General features: G+C 66.9%; 24 protein-coding genes and 1 tRNA gene. 9 read left to right on the forward strand and 16 right to left on the reverse strand.

The features are described 5' to 3' along the window. Positions 1-118 precede the first annotated feature (118 nt). A tRNA-Ser gene (locus DC347_RS05960) sits at positions 119-208 on the forward strand. Positions 209-343: 135 nt separating this feature from the next. Here the strand turns inward: DC347_RS05960 and DC347_RS05965 are convergent. Next, on the reverse strand, positions 344-1,378 hold the full coding sequence (locus DC347_RS05965) for an alcohol dehydrogenase catalytic domain-containing protein (RefSeq protein WP_109044763.1): 1,035 nt from the start codon (positions 1,376-1,378) through the stop codon (positions 344-346). Between the two features lie 233 nt (positions 1,379-1,611). Here DC347_RS05965 and DC347_RS05970 point away from each other — a divergent pair, with 233 nt between their 5' ends. Then, the gene (locus DC347_RS05970) at positions 1,612-1,971 is read left to right on the forward strand and encodes an STAS/SEC14 domain-containing protein (RefSeq protein ID WP_109044764.1); all 360 of its coding nucleotides are present in this window, start codon (positions 1,612-1,614) and stop codon (positions 1,969-1,971) included. Positions 1,972-2,001: 30 nt separating this feature from the next. On the opposite strand, the gene DC347_RS05975 is transcribed toward DC347_RS05970, so the two are convergent. From DC347_RS05975 to DC347_RS06025, 11 genes are all read right to left on the reverse strand, one after another. Beyond that, positions 2,002-2,736, reverse strand: coding sequence for a hypothetical protein (locus DC347_RS05975; protein ID WP_109044765.1), 735 nt, complete (start codon positions 2,734-2,736; stop codon positions 2,002-2,004). A gap of 76 nt (positions 2,737-2,812) precedes the next feature. Further along, on the reverse strand, positions 2,813-5,092 hold the full coding sequence (locus DC347_RS05980; RefSeq protein ID WP_109044766.1) for a gluconokinase, GntK/IdnK-type: 2,280 nt from the start codon (positions 5,090-5,092) through the stop codon (positions 2,813-2,815). Positions 5,093-5,123: 31 nt separating this feature from the next. After that, complete coding sequence (gene manD / locus DC347_RS05985) at positions 5,124-6,353, reverse strand: D-mannonate dehydratase ManD (protein WP_109044767.1); 1,230 nt, start codon at positions 6,351-6,353, stop codon at positions 5,124-5,126. Positions 6,354-6,389: 36 nt separating this feature from the next. Continuing rightward, positions 6,390-7,802: a mannitol dehydrogenase family protein gene (locus tag DC347_RS05990; RefSeq protein WP_109044768.1), complete on the reverse strand. Its 1,413-nt coding sequence runs from the start codon at positions 7,800-7,802 to the stop codon at positions 6,390-6,392. Continuing rightward, positions 7,799-9,202, reverse strand: coding sequence for a glucuronate isomerase (gene uxaC / locus DC347_RS05995; RefSeq protein WP_109044769.1), 1,404 nt, complete (start codon positions 9,200-9,202; stop codon positions 7,799-7,801). Before uxaC ends, DC347_RS05990 begins: the two co-directional genes overlap by 4 nt. Positions 9,203-9,205: 3 nt before the next feature. After that, positions 9,206-10,111 carry a sugar phosphate isomerase/epimerase gene (locus DC347_RS06000; protein ID WP_109044770.1) on the reverse strand — a complete coding sequence of 302 codons (906 nt, stop codon included), beginning with the start codon at positions 10,109-10,111 and terminating at the stop codon, positions 9,206-9,208. A gap of 4 nt (positions 10,112-10,115) precedes the next feature. Next, positions 10,116-11,276 carry a Gfo/Idh/MocA family protein gene (locus DC347_RS06005; protein WP_109044771.1) on the reverse strand — a complete coding sequence of 387 codons (1,161 nt, stop codon included), beginning with the start codon at positions 11,274-11,276 and terminating at the stop codon, positions 10,116-10,118. Beyond that, positions 11,273-12,121, reverse strand: coding sequence for a sugar phosphate isomerase/epimerase (locus DC347_RS06010; protein WP_109044772.1), 849 nt, complete (start codon positions 12,119-12,121; stop codon positions 11,273-11,275). Before DC347_RS06010 ends, DC347_RS06005 begins: the two co-directional genes overlap by 4 nt. A 2-nt stretch (positions 12,122-12,123) precedes the next feature. Next, complete coding sequence (locus tag DC347_RS06015) at positions 12,124-13,047, reverse strand: carbohydrate ABC transporter permease (RefSeq protein ID WP_018762443.1); 924 nt, start codon at positions 13,045-13,047, stop codon at positions 12,124-12,126. Beyond that, positions 13,044-14,051 (reverse strand): carbohydrate ABC transporter permease, encoded by a 1,008-nt coding sequence (locus tag DC347_RS06020; protein ID WP_109044773.1) that lies wholly within the window; start codon positions 14,049-14,051, stop codon positions 13,044-13,046. The genes DC347_RS06015 and DC347_RS06020 overlap by 4 nt, the downstream gene beginning before the upstream one ends. Before the next feature lie 6 nt (positions 14,052-14,057). After that, on the reverse strand, positions 14,058-15,416 hold the full coding sequence (locus DC347_RS06025) for an ABC transporter substrate-binding protein (protein WP_206073889.1): 1,359 nt from the start codon (positions 15,414-15,416) through the stop codon (positions 14,058-14,060). Between the two features lie 218 nt (positions 15,417-15,634). Between DC347_RS06025 and DC347_RS06030 the strand changes: the two genes are divergently transcribed. Continuing rightward, positions 15,635-16,687 carry a LacI family DNA-binding transcriptional regulator gene (locus DC347_RS06030; RefSeq protein ID WP_043424119.1) on the forward strand — a complete coding sequence of 351 codons (1,053 nt, stop codon included), beginning with the start codon at positions 15,635-15,637 and terminating at the stop codon, positions 16,685-16,687. An 85-nt stretch (positions 16,688-16,772) separates the two neighbouring features. Here the strand turns inward: DC347_RS06030 and DC347_RS22100 are convergent, their stop codons facing one another. The 4 genes from DC347_RS22100 to DC347_RS06045 all read right to left on the reverse strand — a co-directional run bounded on the left by DC347_RS22100 (position 16,773) and on the right by DC347_RS06045 (position 20,293). Beyond that, a complete protein-coding gene (locus tag DC347_RS22100; RefSeq protein ID WP_255414769.1) occupies positions 16,773-16,904 on the reverse strand; it encodes a hypothetical protein in 132 nt (43 codons plus the stop codon). A 51-nt stretch (positions 16,905-16,955) separates the two neighbouring features. Continuing rightward, positions 16,956-17,651 carry a phosphotransferase gene (locus DC347_RS06035; protein WP_240617705.1) on the reverse strand — a complete coding sequence of 232 codons (696 nt, stop codon included), beginning with the start codon at positions 17,649-17,651 and terminating at the stop codon, positions 16,956-16,958. Between the two features lie 115 nt (positions 17,652-17,766). Continuing rightward, on the reverse strand, positions 17,767-19,014 hold the full coding sequence (locus tag DC347_RS06040) for an FAD-dependent oxidoreductase (RefSeq protein WP_109044775.1): 1,248 nt from the start codon (positions 19,012-19,014) through the stop codon (positions 17,767-17,769). Beyond that, positions 19,007-20,293: an aromatic acid/H+ symport family MFS transporter gene (locus DC347_RS06045; RefSeq protein ID WP_109044776.1), complete on the reverse strand. Its 1,287-nt coding sequence runs from the start codon at positions 20,291-20,293 to the stop codon at positions 19,007-19,009. The genes DC347_RS06040 and DC347_RS06045 overlap by 8 nt, the downstream gene beginning before the upstream one ends. A gap of 48 nt (positions 20,294-20,341) precedes the next feature. Between DC347_RS06045 and DC347_RS06050 the strand changes: the two genes are divergently transcribed. The 6 genes from DC347_RS06050 to DC347_RS06075 all read left to right on the forward strand — a co-directional run bounded on the left by DC347_RS06050 (position 20,342) and on the right by DC347_RS06075 (position 26,786). Then, positions 20,342-21,148: an IclR family transcriptional regulator gene (locus DC347_RS06050; RefSeq protein ID WP_109044777.1), complete on the forward strand. Its 807-nt coding sequence runs from the start codon at positions 20,342-20,344 to the stop codon at positions 21,146-21,148. A gap of 118 nt (positions 21,149-21,266) precedes the next feature. Then, entirely contained in the window at positions 21,267-22,409 is a 1,143-nt protein-coding gene (locus DC347_RS06055) for a cupin domain-containing protein (protein ID WP_109044778.1), read from the forward strand. After that, a complete protein-coding gene (locus tag DC347_RS06060) occupies positions 22,409-23,251 on the forward strand; it encodes a fumarylacetoacetate hydrolase family protein (RefSeq protein WP_109044779.1) in 843 nt (280 codons plus the stop codon). Before DC347_RS06055 ends, DC347_RS06060 begins: the two co-directional genes overlap by 1 nt. Beyond that, positions 23,251-24,003: a maleylpyruvate isomerase family mycothiol-dependent enzyme gene (locus DC347_RS06065; RefSeq protein ID WP_109044780.1), complete on the forward strand. Its 753-nt coding sequence runs from the start codon at positions 23,251-23,253 to the stop codon at positions 24,001-24,003. Before DC347_RS06060 ends, DC347_RS06065 begins: the two co-directional genes overlap by 1 nt. Before the next feature lie 231 nt (positions 24,004-24,234). Further along, positions 24,235-25,830, forward strand: a complete 1,596-nt coding sequence (locus tag DC347_RS06070; protein WP_109044781.1) for a CdaR family transcriptional regulator — start codon at positions 24,235-24,237, stop codon at positions 25,828-25,830. Beyond that, positions 25,827-26,786, forward strand: coding sequence for a glutaminase (locus DC347_RS06075; protein ID WP_109044782.1), 960 nt, complete (start codon positions 25,827-25,829; stop codon positions 26,784-26,786). The genes DC347_RS06070 and DC347_RS06075 overlap by 4 nt, the downstream gene beginning before the upstream one ends. Positions 26,787-26,885: the final 99 nt, after the last annotated feature.

Below are 26,885 nucleotides of genomic sequence, written 5' to 3' on the forward strand. Positions count from 1 at the left end.
TTTCGACAAGCCCAACCACCGACAGGCCCACCCACCCAAAGCCCGGCCACCCGGCAAACAGCCCGGATCCGGCTTCGTTTTGGGGATGACGGCCTCGCTCCGGTACCCTATTGAGGTTGGTGACGTGTCCGAGCGGCCGAAGGTGCAACACTCGAAATGTTGTTTGGTGTAAAAGCCAACGTGGGTTCAAATCCCACCGTCACCGCCACGTAAAAAGGCCCGGGTTCCCTGGAAACAATGGAACCCGGGCCTTTCGCTTGCCCCGGCCGGGAGGGGGTTCAAATCCTCCGGCGGGAACGACTCACCCGTACCGGCAGCTGAAGCTCCGCACCCCGAAGAAGCGTCAGTAGCTCGGATCGATCATGGTCATGCCCGCGACGTTTGCGCTGTCCAGCCGGGGCAGCATCTCTGCGGCCTCTTCCAACCCGATGACGCGTTCAACAAGCTTCTGCGGCTGGAGTGCGCCGGATTCGATCAGGGCGAGCATTCCAGGGTAATCCGCCGCGGCCATCCCGTGGCTTCCGAAAACGTCCAATTCCCACGCAATAACCCGGGCCATCTGAACGCGCGGGTGGCCCTCAACCGGCGGCAGTAGCCCGATCTGGACGTGCCGGCCACGTCGCCGGAGGCTCAGGATCGCGTCGGCGCAGGTCTGCTCGCTGCCGACGGCGTCGATGGAGACATGGCTTCCTCCCGTCAGGGCCTGTACCTTCGACGGAATATCAGAACCATCGGCGACCACTACGTGATCGGCCCCGAGGGAAGCCGCCACATCAAGGGCGGCCGCGTTCCGGTCCACGGCAATGACGTTGCCGCCCAGTGCCTTGGCGATCATTACGGCGCTGAGGCCAACACCGCCCACGCCAACAATGGTGACCCATTCACCGGCGGCCAGGCGTGCCCGGCTTGTCAGGGCCCGGTAGGCGGTGGCAAAACGGCAGCCCAGGCTGGCCGCCGCTTCAAAGCTGACCCCCTCGGGGATCGCCACGAGATTGGTGTCCGCCGCATGGATCACCACGCGCTCAGCGAACGACCCCCAATGCGTGAAGCCCGGCTGCTGCTGGTCCGGGCATACCTGTGCATTGCCGCCCAGGCACCACTCGCAGGTCCCGCAACCCTCCACGAAGGGCGCCGTCACCCGGTCACCCACCGCCCAGCCGGTTACTCCGGGACCAACCTCAACAACGACGCCGGCGAACTCGTGCCCGGGAACGTGCGGCAGGGCGATGTCATCGTGTCCGGCCCACGCGTGCCAGTCGCTGCGGCACAAGCCCGTGGCGATGACGGAGATCACCACGCCTCCTACCGGGGCCTCAGGCTGGTCTACGTCCTGGACGGTCAGCGGTCCGGCGATCTGGCGCATGACAAGGGAACGCACGGGCTCTCCTTCGGTTTGATTGTCCAGCCCAGTCTAGGTGGGGGCGAGGGTGAACCGGGCGCGCCTTCATCGTTGCGCCAAAGGTCCCTGTGGCCCCCTCCCAACGGCCGGTACGCGTCCCGCGACTGAAGCGAACCGCCAGGAGATGTGCGTTGTGCAACATTCATGCAGAATAGGGTTTCAATCAGGCATCTGCGCCTGGAAAACAGGCCTAAGAGCGGAGCGGGGCACGGATGCACGAGCTTTTCGCGGCGTCCTGCGAGCGCGGGGTTCTGCGGCTGCGTTGGGCCCCGGACGTCCACATAACGTACGAGATCGCCGTTCGGGCGGCGCGGACCCTGGAAGGCTTCAGCGACGGGTGGGTGCTGCCACTCCTGGTTGACCTGAACGGAGTGGCAGGGTTGACGCCCGAGGCCAGGGCGGGCATGAATTCTTACCGGGGATTCTCGGCGGTGGCCCTCATTGGCGACGGACCCATGGGCAAGGTCGTGGCGGCGTTTTCCCAACGGTCGCTGACTCCCACCGCGTACTTCACGAACGAGGGCGAAGCCCTAGATTGGTTGTCGGGCCAGGGCAGCAGGACCGCGAAGTAGCGCAGAGGCCAACATTCGGGGCCGTTCCCTTCAGTGGGGGGCGGACGACGGCGGCCCGTTGGCTCCCCCTTCGGCGCGCTTTTTGATGCCCAGCAGCATTGCCCGGTCCATCACGAGATAGCCGGGCCGGAGGAGGAAGTCCATCACACGCAGCCCTGCAGGCCGGCCCGCGCCGTACCGCGTCCTGAGCAGGAGCCTGGTACCGGAAGGGCCGGCGTCGTGCAGCACGAACTGCCACGTACCGGTCACTGTTCCGGGCGGGGCTCCCGGGCTGGAATCCAGGACGAGGTGGCGGTCCTGAGCCAGGTCCACGACGCGCGGCCCCCGCCTACCGCCAGGGTGGCCACCAGGTGTGAAAGCGATGATGTCTCCCACCTTCAGGTCCTGCCACTCGGGATGGATGCGGTCCGCGTTGGTGACCCCCAGACGGAGCAAGCCGTTCTCCACCGCCGTATAGGAATACAGGCCGGCCCGGTCCACTCCCATTTGCACGAGCCATGGCCAGACCTGACCGGGGCGTGCGGCGACGGTAACCGCCATGGTCCAGACGTCGTCGGCGTCGGGAATCAGTTCGTCGCCCGGAAGCGGCGCAGTCTTTTCGGGCCCGGTGGCACCCCATGTCCGCAGCACCCGCGGCAAGAGGCCATGCGTGGACAGACCGGCTGCGACGGCGGCCGCAAGGAAACCGCGAAGCCGGCGCCGCCGGGGGCCAGGCCCGGATTGTGGACCGGAACGGACACCGGGACCCGACGCTGTGCCACCCATGGCACACCTCCTCCTGGTTCCAGGGATGCCTCGAGGCTACAAACCGACACCCCAAGGCCCCCAGAGTCCAAAGCCCCTACAGCCGCGTGTCGAAGGATCCGCAGAAAACGTTCTCGTTAAAGGTGCCTTGGAAGCCGGACTTGCCCTGGATCTTTTCCACAGTGGCCCGGATGGCCTCCCGGGTCCCGGCGTGCGCGTGGATTGCCGTCTTGACCATGGGCACGTCGATGAGGTGGTTCGGCTGGTTCAGGGACACGAACACGGTGGGCACCTCGGTGACGTACCAAGGGATTTCCGCCGCCATGGGCGAGGACCACTTGATCCGGATGGCGGCCTCCTGCGCGAAGCCCTTCACGTTGGCGAACACGAAGGCGGCGTCGTACTTCTCCGCATAGTCCCCCGTGGCCTCCTCGGAGATGACGGACATGAAGTTGACCCCGGTCTCCCCGGCCGCCTCGCGCTGTTCAGCCGTCCGGTACAAGGACACCTGGAAGCCGGCAGCCTCGAGTTCCTCCTTCACCACATCCAGGTAGGCCAGCGGATCAGCCCGCGTGAAGTCGGCACCGCCGGAGATGCCGTAGAGGCGGATCCGCGGATGGGTTTCGGGTGTGATGGGCAGGTTCCCCGCGGTGTCCTTGACCAGGGTCACGGTCTTGTCGGCGATCTCCGCAGCCACCGAACGGTGCGCAGCGGATCCAATGGCGGCAAGCGCCTCGGCAGGCGGCACCAGTTGGTCTGCAGCCTTCAGGTGCAGCCCCAGCGATGCCTTCAGGCCGAGGATGCGCCGCAGCGCGTCGTGCAGCCGCTGCTCGGTGATGACGCCCGACTTGTAGCCGTCCAGCATGTACTGGAAGTCCTCGGCCGGGTTCCGGAAGAAAAGGAACATGTCGCAGCCGGCGGCGATCGTTGCCGGGACCAGGTCCTTGCGCTTCTTCGCTTGCGTGAGGCCCACCATCTGCGAGGCATCGGTGAGGACCAGCCCGTTGAAGCCGAGCTCCCCGCGCAGCAGGTCCTGCAGGAGCTCCGGGGACAACGTGGCGGGCAGGATCTCTGCGTCGGCCAGGCCGGGCCGGAAATGCCGCGAAACTTCCGGCGCTCCAATGTGGCCCACCATGATCGACTGGACCCCGTGGGCAATCATCTCCCGGTACACGTGCCCGTAGGTACGGTTCCATTCCTCGTACCCAAGGGTGTTGTAGGAGGTGACCACATGCTGGTCCCGCTCATCGATGCCGTCCCCGGGGAAATGCTTCATGGCGCAGGCCGTCGGTGATTCGCTGATGCCGTCGAAGTACTCCTTGGCCCGTTCCACCACGATCTCCGGGGTGTTGCCGAACGAGCGGGTGGAGATCACGGTGTTCCGCCAGTTGTAGTGGATGTCCACGATCGGCGCGAAGGCCCAGTTGCAGCCCAGGGCCGCGGTCTCCACCCCGGCTACCTGCCCCATTTGCCGGGCAATGTTCTTGTCCGGGTGGGAACCGGCCTGCAGGTGCGTGGAGACGAACGTGCCGTCGTCGCAGCTGCCTGCACCGCCCATTTCCGGGTTGGACGCAACCAGCAGCGGAATCCTGGACCTGGACTGGGCGTAGCGGATGTGTTCCTGGACGGCGGCTGACGGTCCGGGCCGGTAGCGCATGCCGCCCACGTGGTAGTTGTCCAGCACGCCGTCGAGGTAGCCGGGCGAGTAGTCGTTGTTGTGGTTGATGAACAGTTGCCCGATCTTTTCCTCGAGCGTCATTCCCGCAAGGGTGCCCTCCACCCAGGCGATGGCCCCGGCGTCGAGGTTGAACGGCGCGGCCGCAAGGTCGACGTCGAACTGCCGCGGCGGGGTGCGCCCAGCCGTCCGCTCGGGGGGTACGACGCCGGCGATCCCCTTGAGTGCCTGGGCCACGACGTCGGCGACGGGTGCGGCGATGTCCACCACCACTCCGGCTTCGTCGTCCTGGAGCGGCTCAAGGGTGGCGAGCTGGGAGTCCAGCAGCGCGGGTGGCATGAAGTGGCCGCTGCGGCCTTCCGTCCGCGCCTTCAGGACTTCCTTGCTGCCGTTCAGGTGCAGGAAGACCGTGTCCGGCGCCTGGGCACGGATGGCGTCGCGGTACGAGCGGCGCAGCGCCGAGCAGGCCAGGACCAGGCCGCCGTCGGCCGCGCCGGCAAGCCTGCTGCCCACGGTGGCCAGCCAGGGCCAGCGGTCCTCGTCCGTCAAGGGCGTGCCGGCAGCCATCTTGGCGACATTTTCCACCGGGTGCAGGGAATCGCCGTCCAGGAACGGGACGCCCAGTTCGCGGGCCACGAGATCGCCGATGGTGGTCTTGCCGCAGCCGGAGACGCCCATCACGACGATTCGGATCTTGCTCATCGGGTGCTTTCCTTACCAGTCGTGGCCCGCCTCACCAGTCATGCACCGTGCCGTCGACCAGGCGGTTGTAGGGCAGGTAGGCCTGCTGGTAGGGGTAGGCGGCGGCTGCTTCCTCGTTGAATTCGACGCCGATGCCGGGCTTGTCGCCGGGGTGCAGGTAGCCGTCGGTGAACGTCATGGACTGTTCGAAGACCTCGTTGGTCTTGTCCGAGTGCTGCATGTACTCCTGGATGCCGTAGTTATGGATGGCAAGGCCCACATGCAGCTGCGCGGCGAAGCCCACGGGCGAAATATCCGTGGGGCCGTGGAAACCGGACTTGATCTGGTACTGCGCCGCGAAGTCCATGACCTTCTTCAGCGGCGAAATCCCGCCGAAGTGCGTGGACGCTGCCCGGACATAGTCGATCAGCTGTTCCTTGATCAGCGTCTGGAAGTCGAACACGGTGTTGAAGATTTCACCGATCGCCAGCGGTGTGGTGGTGTGCTGGCGGACCAGGCGCAGGCCCTCCTGGTTCTCCGCCGGAGTGCAGTCCTCCAGCCAGAACAGGTCATACGGCTCCAGGGCCTTGCCCAGTTTCGCGGCCTGGATGGGCGTCATCCGGTGGTGCCCGTCATGCAGCAGCGGGATCTCGGGGCCGAACTCGTTCCGGACAGCCTCAAAGACCGTGGGCAGGTGCCGTAGGTAGGCGCGGGTGTCCCAGTCCTCTTCCTGCGGGAACGCTCCCCGGCCGGCGGGCTCGTAGTCATACCGCTCCCCCGATGCCTGTGCCTGGGCAGCCACGCCGTAGACGGCTTTGATCCCCGGGATGGCGGTCTGGATCCGGATGGACTTGTAGCCGAGCTCCAAGTGCTCCCGCACGGAATCGAACAGCGACTCGATGTCCGAGCCGGACGCGTGGCCGTAGGCGCGCAGTCCGTTCCGGGACGCTCCGCCCAGCAGCTGGTACACGGGAAGCCCGGCAACCTTGCCCTTGATGTCCCACAGCGCCATGTCCACGGCGGCGATGGCCGCCATGGTGACCGGGCCACGGCGCCAGTACGCGCTCCGGTACAGGAACTGCCAGGTGTCCTCGATCCGGTGCGGGTCCTTCCCGATCAGCAGCTGCGCGACGTGCTCCTTGAGATAGGCGGCGACGGCGAGCTCGCGGCCGTTCAGGGTGGCGTCGCCGATACCCGTCACGCCGTCGTCCGTGGTGATCCGGAGGGTCACGAAATTTCGGGTGGGGCTGGTAACGAAGACATCGGCGGCAATGATTTTCATGGGACTAACTGTTCCTTCCGGAAGTAAAAGCGGGATTCAGGTACGTGCGGGGGTGGCGGCCGGGGCCGCTGCGAAGGATCCGAGCAGCCGGGAAACAAGGTCGACAACGTCAGGGTCCTCTGCGAGGGCAGCGCTGACGAGGCGAAGCAAACCCTGTACCCGATTGGTTCCGTCAAGTGCCACGGCAGCCTGGATGTCGGCGGCGAGCGGGTCCTGGAAGTCGTTTCCCGCGGTGACGTAGTCAATCCAGGCGGCAAGCATCAAAGCGCTGCCTGCGCCACTGCGGCCGTCGGCCCGTTCCGCCGCCATCACGGGTACCGCGCGCATGCGCAGCTTGGTGGTGGCATCGGCCGCGATCTGTGCGAGCCGGTGGGCGATACGCGCGTTTCCGAAGCGGTCCAGCAGGGCCCGGCGGTACGTCGGAATGTCCAGCCCTTCCCCCTGCAGGTGACGGGCTGCCTCGTCCCAGAAGTCCTCCACCGCTTTCCGGCAGAGGGGGTCAGCCAGGGCGTCCGCCACGGTGGCATGCCCGCGGAGCTGTCCCGCGTAGGCCAGGATGGAATGCGAGCCGTTGAGGAGCCACAGCTTCCGGTTCTCGTAGGGCTCGATGTCACCGACCACGACGGCGCCGGCCTCCTCCCAGCGGGGACGCCCGGCCGGGAAGTCCCCGCTGAGCACCCAGTTCCGGAAAGGTTCAGCCACCACCGGCGAATTGTCGCTGTAACCGCATTGCTCTTCCACCTCTGCGATGTCCGCCTCGGTGGTCCGCGGCGTAATCCTGTCCACGGACGTGCTGACAAAGCTGACGTTCGCCTCGATCCATCCGGCCAGCCCGGAACCCCATCCGGATGCCAGTCCCAGGACGGCCCGGCGGGCAACTTCACCGTTTGCGGACAAGTTGTCGCAGCTGACGACGGCGATGGGTCCCGCGCCGCTGTCCCGGCGCCTGGCAAGGGCCAACACCAGGCGGCCCAGCGGAGTGCCGGGCACTCCGGCCTCCCCGGACGCTGCTGCCGACAGCGCCCGGAGGTCATCCGCCGTGCCTGGGGCGCCGGCGTCGAACGTTCCATCCGCGGCCAGCCCGTAGGCTGCCTCGGTGATGGTCAGCGTGACCACCGCTGTCTCCTTCGCCGCGACAAGCTCGCAGAGCCGTGCCGTGTTGGCGCCATCCACCGCTTCCACAATGCTGCCGATGACTTCGAAGCTGTCCCCGCGGGCCGACCGCTCCACCAGCGTGTAGAGGCAGTCCTGGCGGGACAGCGCTGCCGCGGCGTCGGGCCGGCGCCCCGTGAACGCCGCGATCCCCCACTCCGCCGCGTCCGGGGCGTGCTGGGTATACCAGGCCTGGTGGGAGCGGTGGAACGCCCCCAGCCCAAGGTGCACGATGCGCACCGGAGGCTTGGGCAGCGGCTTCAGGCTGCGGTTGAGTGCAGGCGGCGCGGCGTTCACAGCTTGAACACCCTCCGTGGCGACCCGTCCACGATGTCCACGATAAGTTCGTGTGCCCGGTCCTCGGTGACCCGGTGTTCGGCCACGAGGCGGGCCAGGAAGGACGCCTCGATCCGCCGGGCCGTGTCGTGGCGGGCCGGAATGGAGCAGAAGGCGCGGGTGTCATCGATGAACCCGGAGGACCGCGAGAAACCCGCGGTCTCCGTCACCGCGGACCGGAAGCGCAGCATGGCGTCCGGGGCGTCCAGGAACCACCAGGGCGCACCGAGGTAGACCGACGGGTAGAACCCGGCCAGCGGCGCCAGTTCGCGGGAGAAGACGGTCTCATCCAGGGTGAACAGGACCAAGTGGAAGTCCTCTGCCGTGCCAAAGTCCTGCAGCAGCGGCCGGATGGCTTCGGTGTAGTTCACCGCCACCGGGATGTCGTGCCCGGTATCGGCGCCAAAGGCCTCGAACGTGGGTGCGTGGTGGTTCCGGAAGGAGCCCGGGTGGATGGTCATGACCAGCCCGTCCTCCACCGACATCCTGGCCATCTGGTACAGCATGTGGGCTTCGAAGGCGTCCTTGTCCCGGGCGCTCGCCTTGCCCGTCCTGCCGCGCTCAAAAAGCCGCTCCGCCTCGCCGTCGTCCAGTTTCAGGGTGGCAGGCGTGAACACGCCGTGGTCGGCGGAGACGGCGCCGCGCTCCACGAAGTGCCGGCGCCGCGACTCAAGTGCCTTGATGTACCCGGCGTAGCCGGTGGCACCCTCCCCCGCAGAGCCGAGGAGGCGTTCCACGTTCTCCTGCCAGGCCGGATGTGCCATGTTCAAGTACTGGTCCGGCCGGAAGGTGGGCAGCACCCGGCCGGCGAACGCGGGGTCCGCGTGCAGCGCAGCGTGGCTGTCCAGCGAATCCAGCGGGTCATCCGTGGTGGCGAGCACCTCGATGTTGAATTCCTTGAACAGTTCCCGTGGCCGGAAACCGGGCTCGGACAGTTTGGCCTGCAGGGCATCATAGAGCTGGTCGGCGTTCTGGCCGGACGGTTCCTCGGCCAGGCCGAAGACATGGGCGAACTCCTGCCGGATCCAATACCCGGAGGCGGTTCCCTCGAAAGCCGGCCATGCTTCACAGAAGTGCCGCCAGACCTGCCGCGACTCTGCGGGCTGGTTGCCCAGGCCCAGCTGGTCCATGGTCACCCCGCCGGCGTGGATCAGGCGGGTGACGTAATGGTCCGGAGTGACCAGGAGCGCGGCCGGGTCAGGGAACGGCGTGTTCTGTTCGATGACCGCGGCGTCGACGTGCCCGTGCGGGGAGATGATGGGGAGCCCTTCCACCCGGGAGAAGAGCGAGCGGGCAATGTCCCGGACCGCGGGATCGGCGGGCAGGAGCCGGTCCGGGTGGTCCGCTATGGTCTGCGCCATGGCTCAACGCCTCCCGGCTGCGACATTGAGCCCAGCCAAGGCGGCCGTGGCGCGGAGGTACTCGAGGTTCCCGGCGGTCCGTTCGGCCAGCGGGAGCTCAGTGGAAAAGTCCTCCACGGTCACCCAGCCGTCGTATCCGAAGGCGGCGAGTGCCTTGAAGTACTGCAGGACGCTGCCCTGGCCCGCGCGCAGGGGCGCCCACTCGTTCTTGAAAATGGCTGCCCCTGACTCGTCGGTCTCGCCGCTGTCCACCCACACCGCGTTCTTCACGTGCACGTGCGCCAGGTAGTCGCCGAGGAGCTCGAAGGCGGGCAGGTAGTCTTCCTGCCCTTCGATCAGCAGGTTGCCCAGGTCGTGGATGACGCCGACGTGCCGGGGGTCCAGTCCGTCCAGGAGCCGCAGCGCCGATGATGCCGACGCGGTGATGGTGCGGTGGTGCAGCTCCACGAGCGCCTTCACTCCGTGGTGCGCCGCCCGCTCGGCGATCCATTCGAAATCGCGGCGGGCAGCGGCGAAGAGTTCCGGGTAGGGGGTGCCGCTGGCCGGTTCGTTGCCCCAGGCGGCGGTTCCGAGCGGCGGCGTGGTCACCCGCACCTGGCCGGCGCCGAGCTTGGCGGTGGCGGCGAGCATGCGGTCCACATCGTCATGGTTGTCGCACCGCGCATACCCGCCGACGCCGGAGAACTCCAGGCCGGCGTCGCTGGTAATGGCGGCGATCCGGTCCAGGTGGTCTTCCATTCCGGCCAGCGGCACGGTGGCTTTGTTCCCGGCCCAGAAGCCGGGCTCGGGGGCGTCCCCCTGGTCCGTGATGCGCCATTCGACGCCGTCCCAGCCCTGTCCGGCAAGCTGCTGGACGGCCTCCTCGGGGGTCCACTCGGGGGTTGATGCGGTAAATACTGAAAACTTCATGGTGTCAGGCGCTTTCTGCCGTGCTGCCGGTGCGGACTTCGAGGTCGTTGTACTTGCCGGCCAGGACATCCTCGAAGAGGACGGGCTGGCCGAGGGTGGCCGAGACGTATACCGAACGCACCGCGGCAAGGGCATTGACGGCGTCGCTGACCGTGACTCCGGGCTGCTTCCCACCGGCGATCGCGGCCAGGATGTCCCGGTACTGACGGACATGGCCGGCCGGGTACACGGTGGGGTCGGCTGCTTTGTAGTCTTCCTCGGGGTACTTGGCGAGTTCTTCCTCCGACTGGTTGCCGCCGCCCTGGAGTCCCATGTCCGCCGAGGCGCCGCCTGCGGCCCTGCTGTGGAAGTACTCCAGCCGGTCGTTGTCCACCACGGCCGAGCCCTCGGAGCCCATGAGCTGCACGCGCACGGTCAACCCCGGGTAGGCGGCAGTGGTGGCGTGAAGGACAGCCAGGCCGCCGTTCTCGAAGGTCACGGTGGCTACCGCCGTGTCCTCCACTTCGATGCGTTCGTGGGCGAGGCGGGCGGTGTGCGCAAAGATCTCCACCGGCCGTCCCATGAACCACAAAAGCAGGTCCACGGTGTGCACGCCCTGGTTCATGAGGGCGCCGCCGCCGTCCATCGCCCACGTGCCGCGCCAGTCGCCGGAGTCGTAATAGCCCTGGCTGCGCCACCATGCCACCGAGGCGATGGCGGAGGTCAGCTTGCCGAACCGGCCATCGGCGATGGCGCGGGACACGGCGACGCTGGACTGGTCGAACCGGTGCTGGCTGATGACCGAGGCAACGATGCCTTTGCCCGCCGCTTCCTTCGCGGCTGCCTCGATTTCCTGGGCGCGGCTGAGGTCCACGTCGAGGGGCTTTTCGATGACCACGTGCTTGCCTGCCGCCAGCACCTCCAGGCTCTGCTGGATGTGCAGGCCGCTGGGAGTCGCCAGTGCCACGAGGTGGATGTCTTCGGCGGCGAAGGCCTCCGCCTGGGTGGTGTACAGGGCCGGCCGCGTACCGCCCTGCTGTTCGATGAAGTCCGCGAGTGCTTCGGCGGCCGCCGGGATGGCATCGATGAGGGCGACAATGCGGACTTCCGGGAATTCGCGGAGGGCTACGGCGTGGGTGCGGCCAATGACGCCGCACCCGGTGATGGCTGCATTCAAGGTGCTCATGCGGTCTGGACTCCTGCTTCTGCGGTGACTTTGGCGAAGGCGCGGGCTGCGATTCCGAAGGCCGTGGGGCCGGAGAATCCGCCCAGGCCGTGGGCACCGGCGAGGTGCGGCTCGAGGGAAGCGAAGCCTTCGTAGCCGTCCGCCTTGAGCGCCTCCACGGTCTTCAGGACGTCCCCGTCGCCTTCGCCGGCAGGCACCACGTGGCCGTTGGCGAAGAGGGCATCCTTGACCTGGAGGTATTCCAGGTGCGGGCGCAGCTTGGCGTATCCCTCGTCGAAGGGCTTGACGCCCACCTGGACGAAGTTTGCAGCGTCCCAGGCCACTTTCAGGGCGGGCGAGTCCACGGTCTCGATGATGTCCAGGACGCGGTCCGGGACGTCTCCGAAGATGTCCTTCTCGTTTTCGTGCAGGAGGATCACGCCGGCTTCCTCGGCCACGCCGGCCAGGGCGCGCATGCGCTCGATGACGTCATCGCGGATGCTGTCCACCTGGACTGACTCGCCGTAGTAGAAGGAGAAGATGCGGATGTACTTCGCGTCCAGGACCTTGGCGGCATTGACCGCCCGGCGCAACCGCTCCACCTCATGCTCCACCGGGAGGCTGACGTCCACTTTTCCAATGGGCGAGGCAATGGCCGAGACCTTCATGCCCTTATCTGCCAGCAGGGCGGCGAGTGCCTGGAGCTGTTCGTCACTGAGGTCCACAATGTTGGTTCCCCATGCGCTGCGGACCTCGATGTGGTTGGCGCCGAGGGCCTGCAGCACGGCGATTTGGACTGCGGGGTCGTCGTCGATTTCGTCGCCGAAACCTGACAGCTGCCACGTGACCTGGGTGGTCGAGACCATGGTTATTTAACTCCTCCGGCGGTCAGCCCGCCTACTAGGTAACGCTGGAAAATCAGGTAGAGAATGACCACTGGCGCTGCACACACCAGGGCTGCGGCCATCATCTGGCCGTAGTAGGGAATGGCGCCGCCTTCCTGCGAGGCACCAAAGATTTGCAGGGCGACGGCGGCGGTCTGGCTTTCGGGGCGCGTCATCACCGAGGCGAAGAGTACGTCGTTCCAGCCGAGCAGGAAGGCGAAGATGCCGGAGACGACGATGCCGGGCCAGCTCAGCGGCAGCACGATGCGGAAGAGGACGCCGAGGTTTGACGCGCCGTCGATCTTGGCTGCTTCCTCCAGTTCCTTGGGGAGCCCGCGCAGGTAGGTGACCATCACCCAGGTGGAGAACGGCATGGCGAAGGTCAGGTAGGTCACGAACAGGCCCCACTGGGTCCCGATCACCTGGATGCCGAGGTAGGTTGCCGCCGAGGAAAAGAGCACGAACACCGGCAGCACCATCAGGGTTCCGGGGACGGACTGCAGTGCCAGCAGGCCGCGCAGGATGCTGAGCCTCCCACGGAAGCTGTACCGGACCAGGACGAACGCGGTGGAAACGGACAAGGCCGCGGATACCACGGCGGTTGATCCGGCCACCAGGACACTGTTGGTCAGGCCGGTGGCCAGGCCTACGCTGGTCCAGATCTTCGAGTAGTTCTCGAAGGTCACCGACGACGGCCAGAACTCGCCGTTGGCAACGCCGATGTCCGAGTTCACCGAGGCCAGGAAGATGTAGAGCACCGGAATCAGGACGAGTGCACCCAGGAAGACAAGGATGATGACCAGCAGGGGGCCTGGCAGGAGCCGCAGCACCTCGTGCTGGCGGTGCGAGCCCGGACGGTCGACGTCCGCTGTCGGCGCGCTGCGGCGACCGGCGATGGTGGCGCTCATTTCTTCGCTCCTGGGGTGTCGGCGTCGTCAAGCTTCACGGCGCGGAGGTAGACGAACAGCGGGATGGCGATGAGCACCAGGGAAATGAAGGCCATCGCAGCACTCAGGCCAAAGCGGAAGCTCTGGAAGCTGGTGACGTAGGTCAGGATGGGGAGGACTTCCACGTCCGACGGCGCCGGGACCCCGAACAGCACGAACGGAAGCGTGAAGTTGTTGATGTGGTGCAGCATTCCGATCAGGAAGGCCAGCGACAGCGGACCCTTCAGGTACGGGAAGATCACGTAGCGCAACTTGTTCCACCACAACGCCCCGTCCAGGGCTGAGGCCTCGTGCACCTCGTGGTCCACGGACTGCAGGCCGGACAATGCCAGCAGGTAGATGAACGGCCAGGAGGCCCAGATCTGGACCAGGACCAGCGTCCAGAACGTTTGCGGCCCGTTGAGCCAGAGTCCCACGTGGATTCCCACGGTGCCGAGGGCCTCGTCGACGATGCCGCCGGGCTGGAGCATGGTCCGCCAGACGGTGGCCACCACGAAGGCTGGGAGGACGTACGGGATGAGGAAGATCGAGCGGATCACTGCCCGGCCCTTGAAGGCGTTCTGGGTTGCCACGGCGGCGGCGATGCCCAGCGGCAGCGTCACCACCATGGCCAGCAGCGAGTAGCTGACGCTAAGCCAGACGGCGTGCAACAGCGGCGAGCCGGTTACTGCTTCGACGAAGTTTTCGGCCCCGATGAGCGGTGCGCTGATCCATTTCCGCAGGGTGTATTGGTCCAGGTTCAGGACTGACATGTAGATGCCCAGGAGGAGCGGAACCACGATGATGATGATCATCAGGACCCCGCCGGGGATGAGCATCCAGAGCGGGCGGTTGCGTTCGCTCAGGCCCTTGCGGCGCAGTCCGCCCTTGGGGCCGGGCTGCTGCCCGGCGTCGTCGTTCCGGGGAGCCCGGCCAGCGGCGGAATCCACCGCAGGCCGGACTTCATGTGAGGCGTCGGTTGACATCGGAAGTTATCCCTTGGAGGCCCGGTCCAGGGAAGCCTGGCCCTTGTTTTGGGCGTCCTTGATCCTTTGATCCAGGGCGGAACCGTCCACTTTGCCCGCGGCCAGGTCCGGAATGGACTGCACAGTGACGTTGAGCAGGCCCAGCTGGATGTCGCCCCAGGCGCCGGTGAATGGCGTGGCTTTGGACTTGGCGGCGGCATCGGCAACGGGCTTGAGCTTGGGGTCCGTGAGGCTGGCGAGGGCCTCGGCGTTCGCAGGCAGGTCACCGAAGACCTTCTGGTAGTTCAGCTGTTCGTCCTTGGAGGTGATCAGCTTGATGTAGGCGAAGGCCAGGTCCTTTTGCTTGGAGTAATCGGCGACCACCAGGTTGTCGCCGGAGAGGATGCTGGCGGCGTCGCCGTCGGACTTGGACTGGGTCTGGCCCGGAGCGATGGTGGGCATCAGGGCGTACTCGTATTTGCCCGCAACTGCTGACTTGTCGAGCGTAGGGATGGAGCTGGACGTGGTCATCATCAGGTAGCCGGCCTTGCCGCTCGCGAAGGCGGCCACGGCGTTGCTGTTGCTCCAGCCAATCGATGCGGGGTCAACCACTTTGTCGTTGGTGAGCCAGCCGAAGTACGTTTCGTAGGCCTTCTTGACCGTGGGGTCATCCATCTTCAGCTTGTTGCCGTCCACCAGCGGGTTGCCGGCCTGGACGGACATGGCCCAAATAAACTTCCAAGGATCGAAGTTGTCCTTGTAGCCGGTGGCGATGCCGTAGGTGCCGCCGCTGGTCATTTTCTTGGCCTGGGCTGCCAGTTCGTCCCAGCTGGTGGCGGGCTTGTCGATGCCTGCCGCGGCAAGCAGGTCCTTGTTGTAGGCCATCACGAACGGACGGCTGACGAACGGGATGCCGGCCAGGTGGTCCTTGTCCGGACCCGAAATGCCCAAGGCTGCCTGGTTGAACCGGTCCTTTCCGCCCACCTTCTTCCAGTCGTCGTCCGAGAGGGTCACGAAGGCTTTGGTGGCGTAGGCCGTGGGGGTGAACGTCGTGCCAAGTCCGTAGACGTCCGGGCCCTGGCCCGAGACCACGGAGGTCTGGATGCGGGTGAGCTCATCGTTGGCCGAGGCGAAGGTTTCGAACTTCACGTCGGCGCCGGTTTCGGCCTTGAACTTGGCCGCGATGTCGCTCTGCCACTGCTTTTGCTGCTCGGGGTACTGGGTCTGGACGCCCACCAGGACGTTGAGGGTCTTGCCCGTCCCGTCCACTTTGCCGTCAGAGCTGGTTGAGCCGCCCCCGTTGCCGGAGCTCGATCCACACCCGGTCAAGGCGAGCGCTGCAGCCGTGACGATCGCCGCAAGCCCAGTAGTCGATTTAAACCTCATTGTTTCTTCTCCTCTAGGACACCCGCATGGCCACATCCGTCTTGTGGCGGAAATCACTGCAGGCGACTCGAGAGTCAGTCTAGGAAATTGGAAAGCTTGCGGCAAGCGGTTGCCAAAAGTTGCCATGAATGATGTCATTGGATCATCCAAAGTCGGGGAAACGCCGGTCGGAATGCTGCCGGCGGATTCCCCAAGCCAGCGATGAAAGGTCGGCAACTATGGCTAATCCATCGGTGGAAGCCGCTCCGCAGGGTGCCGGGGACGCGAACGCCCGGCGGGACCGTCCGCCCACCATCCGGGATGTCGCCGAGCTCGCCGGCGTCGCCACGTCCACGGTCTCCAGGGCCCTCTCTCGGCCCGAGCGGGTGAATCCCCGGACGCGGGTCCGGATCGAAGAGGCAGCCGCTGAACTCAACTACATTCCCAGCTCCCAGGCGCGCGGCCTCAGCTCGGGGCGGACGAACGCCGTGGCCGTACTGGTGCCCGACATCACCAACCCGTTCTACTTCGACATCATCCGGGGTACCCAGCACCAGCTCAAGGCAGCCGGCGTGACACAGCTCCTGGTGGACACGGAGGAGTCCAGCGAGATGGAACTGGATGCGCTGCACAAAATGCGCAAGTCGGCCGATGGCTTCATCCTGGCAGCGTCCCGCCTGACCGACGCCCAGCTGACGGAGGTCTCCCAGACACAGCCCCTGGTCACGTTCAACCGCGCGTCCACCAGCGCTCCCACCGTGATGATCGATACGCCGTCGGCCATCATCCAGGCGCTGGAGCACCTGGCATCGCTGGGCCATCACAAGGTCTGCTACGTTGCCGGGCCTCCCACCTCCTGGTCAAACCAGATGCGATGGAAGGTGTTCGAAGAGGACGCCACGAAGCGGGGGATGGAAGTCCACCGGATTGGCCCCTACGCGCCAAAGACAACGTCCGGGGCGGCCGCGGCGGATGCCGCTGTCCGCACCGGGGCCACCGCCTGCATCGTGTTCAACGACCTGCTCGCCATCGGCATGCTCCAGCGCCTGAAGGCCCGCGGGATCCGGGTGCCTGCGGACATGAGCATCATCGGCTCGGACGATATCTTCGGCGCCGATTTCTGCAATCCGCCGCTGACCACCATCTCCAGCCCCATCGAGCAGGCGGGCAGGGTGGCGGTGTCCATGCTCCTGGCCCAGCTCAATCCCCTGCCGGGAAGCGCCACCCGGAAACTCGCCGTCATGCCCACCCACCTGACGGTCCGGGAATCGACGGGACCGGCCCCCGCCTGATCAGCCCACGGTAAACGGCAGCACCAGCCGGTGTCCCGGGGTGAAAGTAATTGCTAAAGGCGCACCACATACGACTCGACGAAGGCTAGTCCAACTGGAAGCGGTCCACGGCCTCCCGAAGCATGCGGTGGCCTTGCCGTTCAAAGTTCCCATCCCCCACCTGGTACGCCCAGACCGCCGTGCCGATCGCTTCCCGGAGCAAGTCGATGCGCCACACCTCCACGGACCTGGGGTCAGTTCCGTATCCCTCCAGGAAGGCCTTCTCCAGCTATGGCCTTCCCCGCCATTGCTGCACCGCCAACCGGCACAGATCAGTGGCGGCCGGCCTGAAATCGAACCTGCCGAAGTCGATAATCCGCAGCTCGCCATTGTGGATGAGCCAGTTCCGCGGCTGCCAGTCACCATGGGTGGGAACCACTGCGATGGGGGCAGGCCGGTACTCCGCAAGGCGACTCCGTGCCTCCAACTCGATGGATGGATCGATGCGATGGTCCCGGTCCAACCACGCAAACGCCTTCGCCGTGGCCCGCGCTTCGCAGGTGTCATCGCAGCGGCGCTCCTGGCTGTGAAGCACCTTCAACAGTTCTCCGGCCTGGGCGTAGGTCTCCGGGACCAGCTCGGCCGGGATCCCCTCCACCAGAACGCCCTCAAGGTACTCAGTCACCAGGATGTTGGCGTCCGGGTTTGAATGAAGCAGGCGGGCTGCCCGGCCGCGCCCGGCAAGCGGCCGTGTGTAGGCGTTGTGGGCCGCGATCTCGCGGCCCAGGTGGTGGTTCGAAGGTCCGGCAGCCTTGATGATTACCTGCCCGGTGGCCGCCTGGACCCTGAGGACCTTCGTGTCCACGACTCCCCAGGACAGGTCGGCGATAAGTTTCGGCGAGCCAAGCCACCCCTGAGCGAGCCTGGACTGTTCGGCGCTCAGCAGCCCGCCATCCCACTGCCCTGCCCCCGAACGTTGCCCCATGATCTGAAGCCTAGCAACGGGCGGTCCACGGAGGATCCGGCTGACCCGGCATAAAGGCGCGCGTACGACGCCGGGAGCCACCCGTCGTCGTACGCGCGCCTTTATATCGCGCTGCTTAGGCTTCCACGAGCTTGGCCCCGGCCGGCACCTCCGCCGGAACGCCGGGCTCGCCGCGGCCGTACAGCCAGTCGTTGTACTGGAAGTTGTTGTCGCCGCGGCTCTTGAACAGCATGTTCCGGAGCACCCGGGCCACGCCGCCCACGTGCCAGGACTCGCCCCAGGTCCTGGCGGTGCGCTGCACACGGGCGGTGCGGGCTGCGCGGGTTTCATTGAACTCGCGGAAGGCGTCCTCCCACGCACCGGCGTCGATGCCTTCGGGGGTGAAAACCTGGTTCCGGGACACATCCTGGAGCACTGCCGCGTCCTCCAGCGCCTGGCACGCACCCTGGGCCAGGTATTGCAGCATCGGGTGGGCGGCATCGCCGATCAGCGCCATGCGGCCGGACACCCAGTTGTCGATCGGGTTGCGGTCGTACATGGGCCAGCGGATGCCGGTGGCCAGGTTCTTCAGGGCCTCCTGCACCGCGGGGACGCAGCCGGCGTAGGCCGCCTCGAGTTCGTCCACGCCGCCGTATTGCTCTTCGCCGCGCTCGAATGATGCCGACTTGAACACGGCAACCGTATTGAGCAGTTGGCCCTTCCGCAGCGGGTACTGGACCAGGTGGCAGTCCGGCCCGAGGTAGACGATGACGTCCTCCAGGTCCGCTGCCGGGGTCTCCTCCGTGATGGGCACGGTTCCCCGGTATGCCACGTAGGCCGAGTTCACCGGGCCGTCGTTGGCAACGGTCCCGCGCAGGGTGGACTTGAGCCCGTCCGCGGCCAGGATGGCGTCGGCTTCGAAGACCTCGCCCTTGGCGGTGTAGGCACGGGCCCGGTCGCCGTCGGTTTCCACCTTCTGCACCAGGACATCGTTCACCAGGGTGACGCCCGCCGCCTGGCAGGCCTCGAGCAGGATTCGGTGCAGGTCGCTGCGGTGGATCACCACGTAGGGCGCCCCGTAGCGCTCCTCGAACTCGCCGCCCAGTGTCTGGCGGGTCAGTTCCTCCCCCGTAACCGCATCGCGGAACACCAGGTGCTTGGGCTGGACGCCGATGTCCAGGGCTTTCTCCAGCAGTCCCCAGCGCTTGAGGACCCGGGAGGCGTTGGGGGCCATCTGCAGCCCGGCTCCCACTTCGCCGAAGGCCGGTGCCACTTCAACCAGCGTGACGTCAGCGCCGTTTTCGCGCAGGGCGAGCGCTCCGGCCAGTCCGGCCATGCCGCCGCCCACCACGAGGACATCGGTGGACTCTTTGACGTTAGACATTGGTAGCTCCTACTGCTGTTGATTTCTTGATTTTGGTGCCGACGGCTGCGATCAGGACCGCAGCCGCGGCTGCTGCTCCGGCGAAGGCCAGGAAGTTGGAATTGACGCCCAGCCCCGCCGCGAGCAGGAGCCCGCCGGCCTGCGGCGCGGCCACGGCGCCAATCCGGCCGACGCCCAGCGCCCAGCCGAGGGCGGTGCCGCGCAGGTGCGCCGGGTAGTGGCTGGCCACGGCGGCGATGATCAGGCACTGGGTGCCGTGCGTTCCCACGCCGGCCAGCACCAGCATGAAATAGACGACGGCGACCGGCGGTCCGGTCACCAGCACCACCAGGGCGACGGCGGCCACGCCCGCTGCCGCGATGGCCGTGGGAATGGGACCGAACCGGGTGCCTGCCCAGGCCGTGAGCACTGACCCGGCCACGGCGCCCAGGTTGAGCGCCAGGGCGAAGGTCAGCGCAGAGCCCAGGTTGTAGCCGGCCAACTGCATCAGATTGGGCAGCCACGTTCCCAGGCCGTACCAGGCAAACAGGGTCACCAGGGTGGCCACCGCAAACAGCAGGCTGGTGCCGAGGTGGGGCGCCCTCAGCAGGCTCCCAAATCCCGCGGACTCCTTCGCGGTGCTGCCGGCGGCTGCCTTGGGTGCCAGGGTTTCCGGCAGGTAGCGGAGCGCCAGCGGGATCACCACCACCAGGGCCACGACGGCCACCAGGAACATCGCCGGCCAGCCGAAGGCCGGGATCAGCGGAATACCCACGAGCGCGGCGATCGAGCCGCCAATGGGGACACCGGACATCATGAGGGTGGCGATGGTGGACCGCCACTTTTTCGGAACGAGCTCGGCCACCAAGGCGTTGGCCGATGGCACCAGGCCGCCCAGGCCAATGCCTGCCAGCAGCCGGAGGCCGCCGAACACCGGCGCGCTCGGGGCAAACGCACAGAGGATGGTGAAGAGGGAGAACACCACGGCGCAGCCGATGATGGTGCGGCGGCGGCCCCAGGTGTCGGCCATCCGTCCGGCAAAAACGGCTCCGATCATCATGCCCACGAAGGCCATGGATCCGATGGTTCCAGCCGTCGCCTTGGTCAGGCCCCAGCCGGTGTCGCTGATGAGCGAGCCTTGGACGGTGCCGTAGACGATCAGGTCGTAGCCGTCGAAAACGACCAGCAGCCAGCACACCAGGACGGCGAGCATGGAACGCCGGGGAAACCCGGAAAGGCCTGCGCCCGGGGCGGGGGCGGCCGTGCGCTGCGGCACTGCAGCGGAAGTTGTGTGATTCATCCCACCACTGTGTTGGCAGTCATACCAGCGCGCCCATAAGATTCTGTCATGCAGAATCTTCCTGCCCGGCGGAAACCCACCTACTCAATCGAGGCGGTGGACAACGCCCTGCAACTCCTCCAGTTGCTGCGGGACGTGGGGAGCCTGCGGCTCAAGGACGCAGCGGCGGAGCTCGGCGTGGCACCCTCCACGGCACACCGGCTGCTGGCCATGCTGGTGTACCGGGGCTTCGCGGTGCAGGACGAAACGCGGCGGTACGTTCCCGGTCCCGCCATGGGGGCGGGGCCCGCAGGGTTCAGCTGGACAAGGCAGCTGCGCGACATCTCCCGGCCGCATATGGAACTGCTGTGCGCCCGCACCAACGAAACCGTCAACCTCATGATCCGGGTGGGCACCAAGGTCCGCTTCCTGGACACGGTGGAAAGCAGCAACATCCTGCGCGTTGGCGACCGCCAGGGCACGCTGCTCCCGGCACACAAGGCCTCCGGCGGCAAGGCCATCCTGGCCGAAATGGATCCCGCCATGCTCGAGCAGCTGTTCCGCGGCCCGAATGCAGAGCTCGCTGGGGACTACATATCCGACGCCGAGTACCCGGCGTTCCTGCGCGAGCTTGAATCCGTGCGCGCCAACGGCTTCGCGGCCAACTTCGAGGGCACGGAGGAGGGCATCAGCGCCTTTGGCATGGCGCTGCACAACGGGAAGGGAATGGTGGTGGGTGCGCTGAGCGTAGCCACTCCGGTAGCCAGGTTCCGGCCACTGTTCGACGCCGGGCTGGTGGGCGTCATGATGGAAACCCGGCGCCAGCTGGAGCTGGACATCGCTGCCAACCCGGCGGATGGCGCAGCGGGGAGCTGACCCGGGCGCACGCCACTCCGAGGAATATTCTGCCTGCCAGAATATGCTGGGGATCACAGCCCGCTTTCCCTAAGGTCGAATCCACGCCGCAGTCAGTCCGCACGCAAGGAGAAGGCCAGTGTCGATCAGCGCTGAAAACCAAACACATGAATCCGTGGCCCGGGAGCACCATGTCCCCGAGCCCACTCCGGAAGAGGCTGCCCAGTTGGAGCAGCTGTACAAGGATTTCGATAAAGAGAACCTGATTCCGTTGTGGACGGAGATCGCGGACCTGATGCCCATGGTCCCGTCCCCGAAGGCGGTTCCGCATGTGTGGCGGTGGGAGGACCTGTACCCGCTGGCCGCCCGCGCCGGGGACCTGGTGCCCGTGGGCCGCGGTGGGGAACGCCGCGCCATCGCGCTGGCCAACCCCGGCCTGGCCGGCACCCCGTACGCCACCCCCACGCTGTGGGCCGCCATCCAGTACCTGGGCGGCCGCGAGACCGCCCCGGAGCACCGCCACTCCCAAAACGCGTTCCGGTTCGTCGTCGAAGGCGAGGGCGTGTGGACCGTGGTGAACGGGGACCCGGTCCGGATGTCCCGCGGCGACTTCCTGCTCACCCCGGGCTGGAACTTCCACGGCCACCACAACGACACCGACCAGCCCATGGCGTGGATTGACGGCCTGGACATCCCGTTCGTGCACTACGCGGACGCCGGGTTCTTCGAGTTCGGCACCGAGCGCGTCACCGACGAGGCCACCCCCGACATCTCCCGCTCCGAGCGGCTCTGGGCCCACCCAGGGCTGCGCCCGCTCTCCCGGCTCGATGACACCACCAACTCCCCCATCGCCGCATACCGGTGGAAGTACACCGACGCCGCGCTGCGCGAACAGCTGCTCCTCGAGGACGAGGGCCACCCGGCCACGGTGTCCCAGGGCCACGCCGCCATCCGGTACACCAACCCCACCACCGGCGGGGATGTCATGCCCACCATCCGGGCCGAGTTCCACCGCCTCCGTGCCGGCGCCACCACCGAGCCCGTCCGCGAGGTGGGCTCCAGCGTGTGGCAGGTCTTCGAAGGCACGGGCACCGTGACCCTGAACGGCGAAACCAAAGTCCTGGCCAAGGGCGACCTGTTCGTTGTCCCGTCCTGGGCTGCCTGGTCGCTGCAGGCCGACGCTGGTTCACAAACGGAGTTTGATTTGTTCCGGTTCAGCGACGCGCCCATTTTTGAGCGCCTGAACTTCAACCGCACCTACATCGAAGGACGCACCAAGTAATGAAACTCCTCACCCTCCGCCTGGACAACGGCACAGGCAACGGCAAGAGCACGACGGCGGTCCGCCAGGACGGCGACACCCTCACCGAAATCCCGGGGTTCGCCGACGTCGGGGCCCTCCTGAAGGACCCCGCCTGGGAAACCACCGCCAAGGAAGCCAATGGCGCAACCCACGCGTACGACGGCGCCGACCTCGCCGCCGTCGTGCCCTCCCCCGGCAAGATCATCTGCGTGGGCCACAACTACCGCAACCACATCAAGGAGATGGGCCGGGAGGTTCCCGAGTACCCCACCCTGTTCGCCAAGTACGCCGAATCCCTGATCGGACCGAACGACGACCTGGCCCTGCCGCAGGAATCGGACACTGTGGACTGGGAAGCAGAACTCGCCGTCGTCATCGGCAAGGCCGGCCGGCGCATCCCCGAAGCCGAAGCCGCGGACCACATCGCCGGGTACGCGGTGCTGAACGACATCTCCATGCGCGACTACCAGTTCCGCACCATCCAGTGGCTGCAGGGCAAGACCTGGGAAAAGTCCACCCCGTTCGGCCCCGCACTGGTCACCAAGGACGAATTCACGCCCGGCCCGCTCATGACCTCCGCCGTGGACGGCGACGTCCAGCAGTCCACCCCCACCTCGGACCTGGTCTTCACCCCCGAATTCCTGGTCTCCTACATCTCCACCATCATCACCCTGAACCCGGGCGACGTGATCGCCACCGGCACCCCCGGCGGCGTGGGCCACGCGCAGGACCCCAAGCGGTACCTGCAGGAGGGCCAGGTCCTGGTCACCAGCATCGAGGGCCTGGGCCGGCTGGCCAACCGCGTGGTCAAGGAAGCCTGATGGTTGCCCGGCACGACCAGGCCACCGATCCCGTCCTACTGGACGGGCTGCTGCAGGCCCGGCGCGGCACCGCGTTCTTCGCCCGCAAGCTCAACGAGCTCATGGACGCGGAACTGGACGCTGACTCGCTGCTGCCGGGCTGGACCCGCCGCCACGTTGTAGCCCACGTGGGCTACAACGCCCGGGCCATCGCCCGCCTGGTCGAGTGGGCCGCCACCGGGGTGGAAACACCCATGTACCCGTCCGTTGAGGCCCGCAACCATGAGATCGACTTCGGGGCGACGCTGTCCCCGATCGCACTGCGGAACCTCTTCGACCACTCCGCCGTGCACCTGAACGTCGAATGGCGCGACCTGCCCGCCGCCAACTGGCACCACAAGGTCAAAACCGTCCAGGGCAGGACCGTCCCGGCCGAAGAGACCGTGTGGATGCGCACCCGCGAAGTCTGGGTCCACGCCGTGGACCTGGACAACGGGGCCACCTTCAAGGACATCCCTGCACCCGTCCTGGAACGCCTGCTCAAGGACATCACCGGCGCCTGGCATGTGCGCGGCACCGATGCCGGGCTCCTCATCACAGTGGACGGCACCGGCTTGTCGTTTGGGGACACCGCCGGCCCGTCGCCCACCGTGGTGTCCGGTTCACTGGCCGCCATCGCCCAGTGGGCCACCGGCCGCGGCACGGACGGAACCACGGCAACGCACGACGCCGGACCCGTCACCCCGGTGCCCGCGGCACCGGCCTGGATCTAGACGTCCCGGCCACACCATCACACCGCACCAATGACGGGCCGGCCCTGCCGGCCCGCCATTCGCCGTTGCCGCGCGGGCACGCTGTTTCGGCGACAGCGCGTCCGCCTCAGACCGGAAACCAAAAATGGGCCAGTGGACTTGGAACAGATTCCATAATCCTGCCTCCTGCCGCTGGATAGCATGAGGTGACCGGACAGAGCCGTCCGGCGGGATCAACGCAAAAGGACAACCATGGCCGCGGTTACGGTGGATGACATCCTCTCGGATCTTCCCCTTGGCTTCGCCAGCCTCATCCTCCGGCCCGGCCCTTCGGCGCCGGCCATCGAACGGTTCCTGATCGTCGACGCCGACGATGAAGCAGTGGAGGCCGCCAAAGCCTTCGTCCTGCTCATCGGGGTCCGCGGCCGGTCTGCCCTGCCGGCACTCCGGCGCCTCCTGGCGGATCCGCCCCCGGTGGTCGCACTGAAGGGCCGGCGGGACGACCTCGCCGAAGCAGAGGAGCTCCTGCGCGCAGCGGGGTCGGGGCTGCTGCTGGTGGATCCGGCCGCAGACTGGGACCGCCTGCTGTCGATTGCCAAGGACCGGATCCAGCCGCGCAGCTACCAGAGCGAAGTCCTGACATTGCTCGAGGAAGACCTGTTTGCGATCGCCCAGACCACGGCACGGCTTACGTCCAGCCACGTGCTCATTGAGGATGCGGCCAACAAAGTCCTTGCCTATTCCACGGTCACCAATGACATCGATGAGCTCCGGAAGGCGTCCATCCTGGCCCGCCGCGGCCCACGGAAGTACGAACTGCTGCTCAAGGACCTGGGCGCCTACCGGGAACTCCACCGCACCCGGCAACCTGTCCGCGTCCCGGCGAGGCCGCAGGACGGGCTGCGGGAGCGGGTTGCCATCGCGCTCTTTGCCGGCGAGCGGATCATGGGATACATCTGGCTCCAGGAGACCGGTGCAGGCTTCGGGCCCGACGTCGAATATGTCCTGACCGGGTCCGCTGCCCGCGTCTCGGCCGAACTGATCCGCTACCGCAACCAGCAGTCGGTCCACATGCGGGAAGACCGGATTGCGCGGATCCTGTCGGGTCCGGCAGAAGCCGCCGCCGGTGCGCACAGCGGAAAAATCCCGTCCGAAGCTCCTGCCGCGCTCATCCTGATGGGCATGTCCGACGCCGATTCGCGTGCCGACGACGCCGCCCTCAAGCACGGCGAACTGGCCAACCTCGCCTCCATCCACGCCGCCGCGTACAAGGCCTCCGCCGTCGTGGGCCAGTTCAACGGTGACACGGCCATCATCGTGCCGGACCTGCAGTCCAGCACCGCCGAGCCGGGGCTTCGGTCCCTGGCCGAGGCAATCGTCAGGGACGCCCGAAAACACCTCGGCATCACCCCCTTCGCCGCCGTCGGCCCCCTGGTGCCGGACCTGCTGTCCCTCCACACGGTCACCCGGGTGACGGAGGCGCTGCTGGCCTGCGTGGGCACCGCAGAACCGGGCACGGTGGCGGGGGTTGCCGATTTCGAAGCGGAAATCCTGTACCGCGAGGCGGTCCGCAACTTCCAGGCCTCGCCCTTCCGGCACCGCAGCCTGGCCGCGCTCCTGCAGGAGGACGCCGAGCTCGCCGCCACCCTCCGCGCCTACTTCGACGCCGCCTTCGACGTCGCCGAGTGCGCCAGGGGCATGAACCTCCACAAAAACACGGTCTACTACCGGGTGGCCAAGGCCGCCCGGGTGACCGGCCTCAACTTCGGCAGTCCCCGGGACTCACTGGTGGCACTGCTCCACCTCCAGGAGTGGGCCGCCGCCAACAACACTTCAGGCAGGAAATGACCACGACACTCAGCGCACCGCCCCTGGACATCCTCCTTGAGGAAATCGTCCGGGAACACCGGCCCCGGAAGGAAGCCGGTGCCGTACCCGGCAACATCCCGGTCCTGGCCGCCGTCCCCTTCAACCGCTTTGGCATCGCCGTTGCCACCACCTCCGGCAAGGTCTTCAGCTCCGGCGACGCGGACGTCCCGTTCTCCATCCAGAGCATCTCCAAGGTGTTCACCCTGGCCATGGCGCTGCAGGGCGGCCGGTCCGGCCTGCTGTGGTCACGGGTGCTCCGCGAACCATCCGGATCGGCTTTCAACTCACTGGTCCAGCTCGAAGCCGAGCACGGCATCCCGCGCAATCCCTTCATCAACGCCGGCGCCCTGGTGGTCACGGACCACCTGATGGAAGAGACGCCCGACGCCGCCGGGCACCTCCTGCAGTTCCTCACCCGGCAGGCGGGTACGGGACGACAACCAGGCCGGGAGGGAGATCCGGCACCGTACATTGACGAGGCCGCTGCTGCCGGTGAACTGGCTGGCAGCAGCCGCAACCTGGCCCTTGCCCACTTCCTGAAGGACTTCGGCAACCTCACCCAGCCGGCCGCGGCAGTGGTGGAGAACTACGTCCGCCAGTGCTCCGTCATGATGACCTGCGTCCAGTTGGCCAAGGCGGGCCTGTTCCTCGCCAATAACGGCCAGGGGGCCCCGGGGGCCGTGTTGTCCCCGAGCGAGGCCAAGCGGATCGGCTCCATCATGCTGACCTGCGGCATGTATGACGCCGCGGGCGAGTTCGCGTACCGCGTGGGCCTGCCCGGCAAGAGCGGAGTGGGCGGCGGCATCCTGGTCATCGTCCCGGGCCAGTGCGCCATCTGCGTCTGGAGCCCCCGCCTGGACGCCAAAGGCAATTCCCTCGCCGGGACGGCGGCCCTTGCGGACCTCTCCGACCGCACCGGCTGGTCGGTCTTCTAAGTTTCCCCAACCAACAAGATCTTTTCCGGATCGAAAGGAATCCCCATGCCCAACAACCCCAATGACGAGGTTGAGCCGGACCATGTAATTGATGGTGGT

The sequence above is a fragment of the Pseudarthrobacter sp. AG30 genome (genome assembly GCF_003116525.1).
Lineage (GTDB): Bacteria > Actinomycetota > Actinomycetes > Actinomycetales > Micrococcaceae > Arthrobacter.

What these genes read in the sequence shown, in the direction of transcription:
- DC347_RS05970 (WP_109044764.1), top strand. Translation starts at nt 1,612, where the DNA reads ATGCACGAGCTTTTCGCGGCGTCCTGCGAGCGCGGGGTTCTGCGGCTG.
- DC347_RS05975 (WP_109044765.1), bottom strand. Translation starts at nt 2,736, where the DNA reads ATGGGTGGCACAGCGTCGGGTCCCGGTGTCCGTTCCGGTCCACAATCC.
- DC347_RS05980 (WP_109044766.1), bottom strand. Translation starts at nt 5,092, where the DNA reads ATGAGCAAGATCCGAATCGTCGTGATGGGCGTCTCCGGCTGCGGCAAG.
- manD (WP_109044767.1), bottom strand. Translation starts at nt 6,353, where the DNA reads ATGAAAATCATTGCCGCCGATGTCTTCGTTACCAGCCCCACCCGAAAT.
- uxaC (WP_109044769.1), bottom strand. Translation starts at nt 9,202, where the DNA reads ATGGCGCAGACCATAGCGGACCACCCGGACCGGCTCCTGCCCGCCGAT.
- DC347_RS06000 (WP_109044770.1), bottom strand. Translation starts at nt 10,111, where the DNA reads ATGAAGTTTTCAGTATTTACCGCATCAACCCCCGAGTGGACCCCCGAG.
- DC347_RS06005 (WP_109044771.1), bottom strand. Translation starts at nt 11,276, where the DNA reads ATGAGCACCTTGAATGCAGCCATCACCGGGTGCGGCGTCATTGGCCGC.
- DC347_RS06010 (WP_109044772.1), bottom strand. Translation starts at nt 12,121, where the DNA reads ATGGTCTCGACCACCCAGGTCACGTGGCAGCTGTCAGGTTTCGGCGAC.
- DC347_RS06015 (WP_018762443.1), bottom strand. Translation starts at nt 13,047, where the DNA reads ATGAGCGCCACCATCGCCGGTCGCCGCAGCGCGCCGACAGCGGACGTC.
- DC347_RS06020 (WP_109044773.1), bottom strand. Translation starts at nt 14,051, where the DNA reads ATGTCAACCGACGCCTCACATGAAGTCCGGCCTGCGGTGGATTCCGCC.
- DC347_RS06025 (WP_206073889.1), bottom strand. Translation starts at nt 15,416, where the DNA reads ATGAGGTTTAAATCGACTACTGGGCTTGCGGCGATCGTCACGGCTGCA.
- DC347_RS06030 (WP_043424119.1), top strand. Translation starts at nt 15,635, where the DNA reads ATGGCTAATCCATCGGTGGAAGCCGCTCCGCAGGGTGCCGGGGACGCG.
- DC347_RS06035 (WP_240617705.1), bottom strand. Translation starts at nt 17,651, where the DNA reads ATGGGGCAACGTTCGGGGGCAGGGCAGTGGGATGGCGGGCTGCTGAGC.
- DC347_RS06040 (WP_109044775.1), bottom strand. Translation starts at nt 19,014, where the DNA reads ATGTCTAACGTCAAAGAGTCCACCGATGTCCTCGTGGTGGGCGGCGGC.
- DC347_RS06045 (WP_109044776.1), bottom strand. Translation starts at nt 20,293, where the DNA reads ATGAATCACACAACTTCCGCTGCAGTGCCGCAGCGCACGGCCGCCCCC.
- DC347_RS06050 (WP_109044777.1), top strand. Translation starts at nt 20,342, where the DNA reads ATGCAGAATCTTCCTGCCCGGCGGAAACCCACCTACTCAATCGAGGCG.
- DC347_RS06060 (WP_109044779.1), top strand. Translation starts at nt 22,409, where the DNA reads ATGAAACTCCTCACCCTCCGCCTGGACAACGGCACAGGCAACGGCAAG.
- DC347_RS06065 (WP_109044780.1), top strand. Translation starts at nt 23,251, where the DNA reads ATGGTTGCCCGGCACGACCAGGCCACCGATCCCGTCCTACTGGACGGG.
- DC347_RS06070 (WP_109044781.1), top strand. Translation starts at nt 24,235, where the DNA reads ATGGCCGCGGTTACGGTGGATGACATCCTCTCGGATCTTCCCCTTGGC.
- DC347_RS06075 (WP_109044782.1), top strand. Translation starts at nt 25,827, where the DNA reads ATGACCACGACACTCAGCGCACCGCCCCTGGACATCCTCCTTGAGGAA.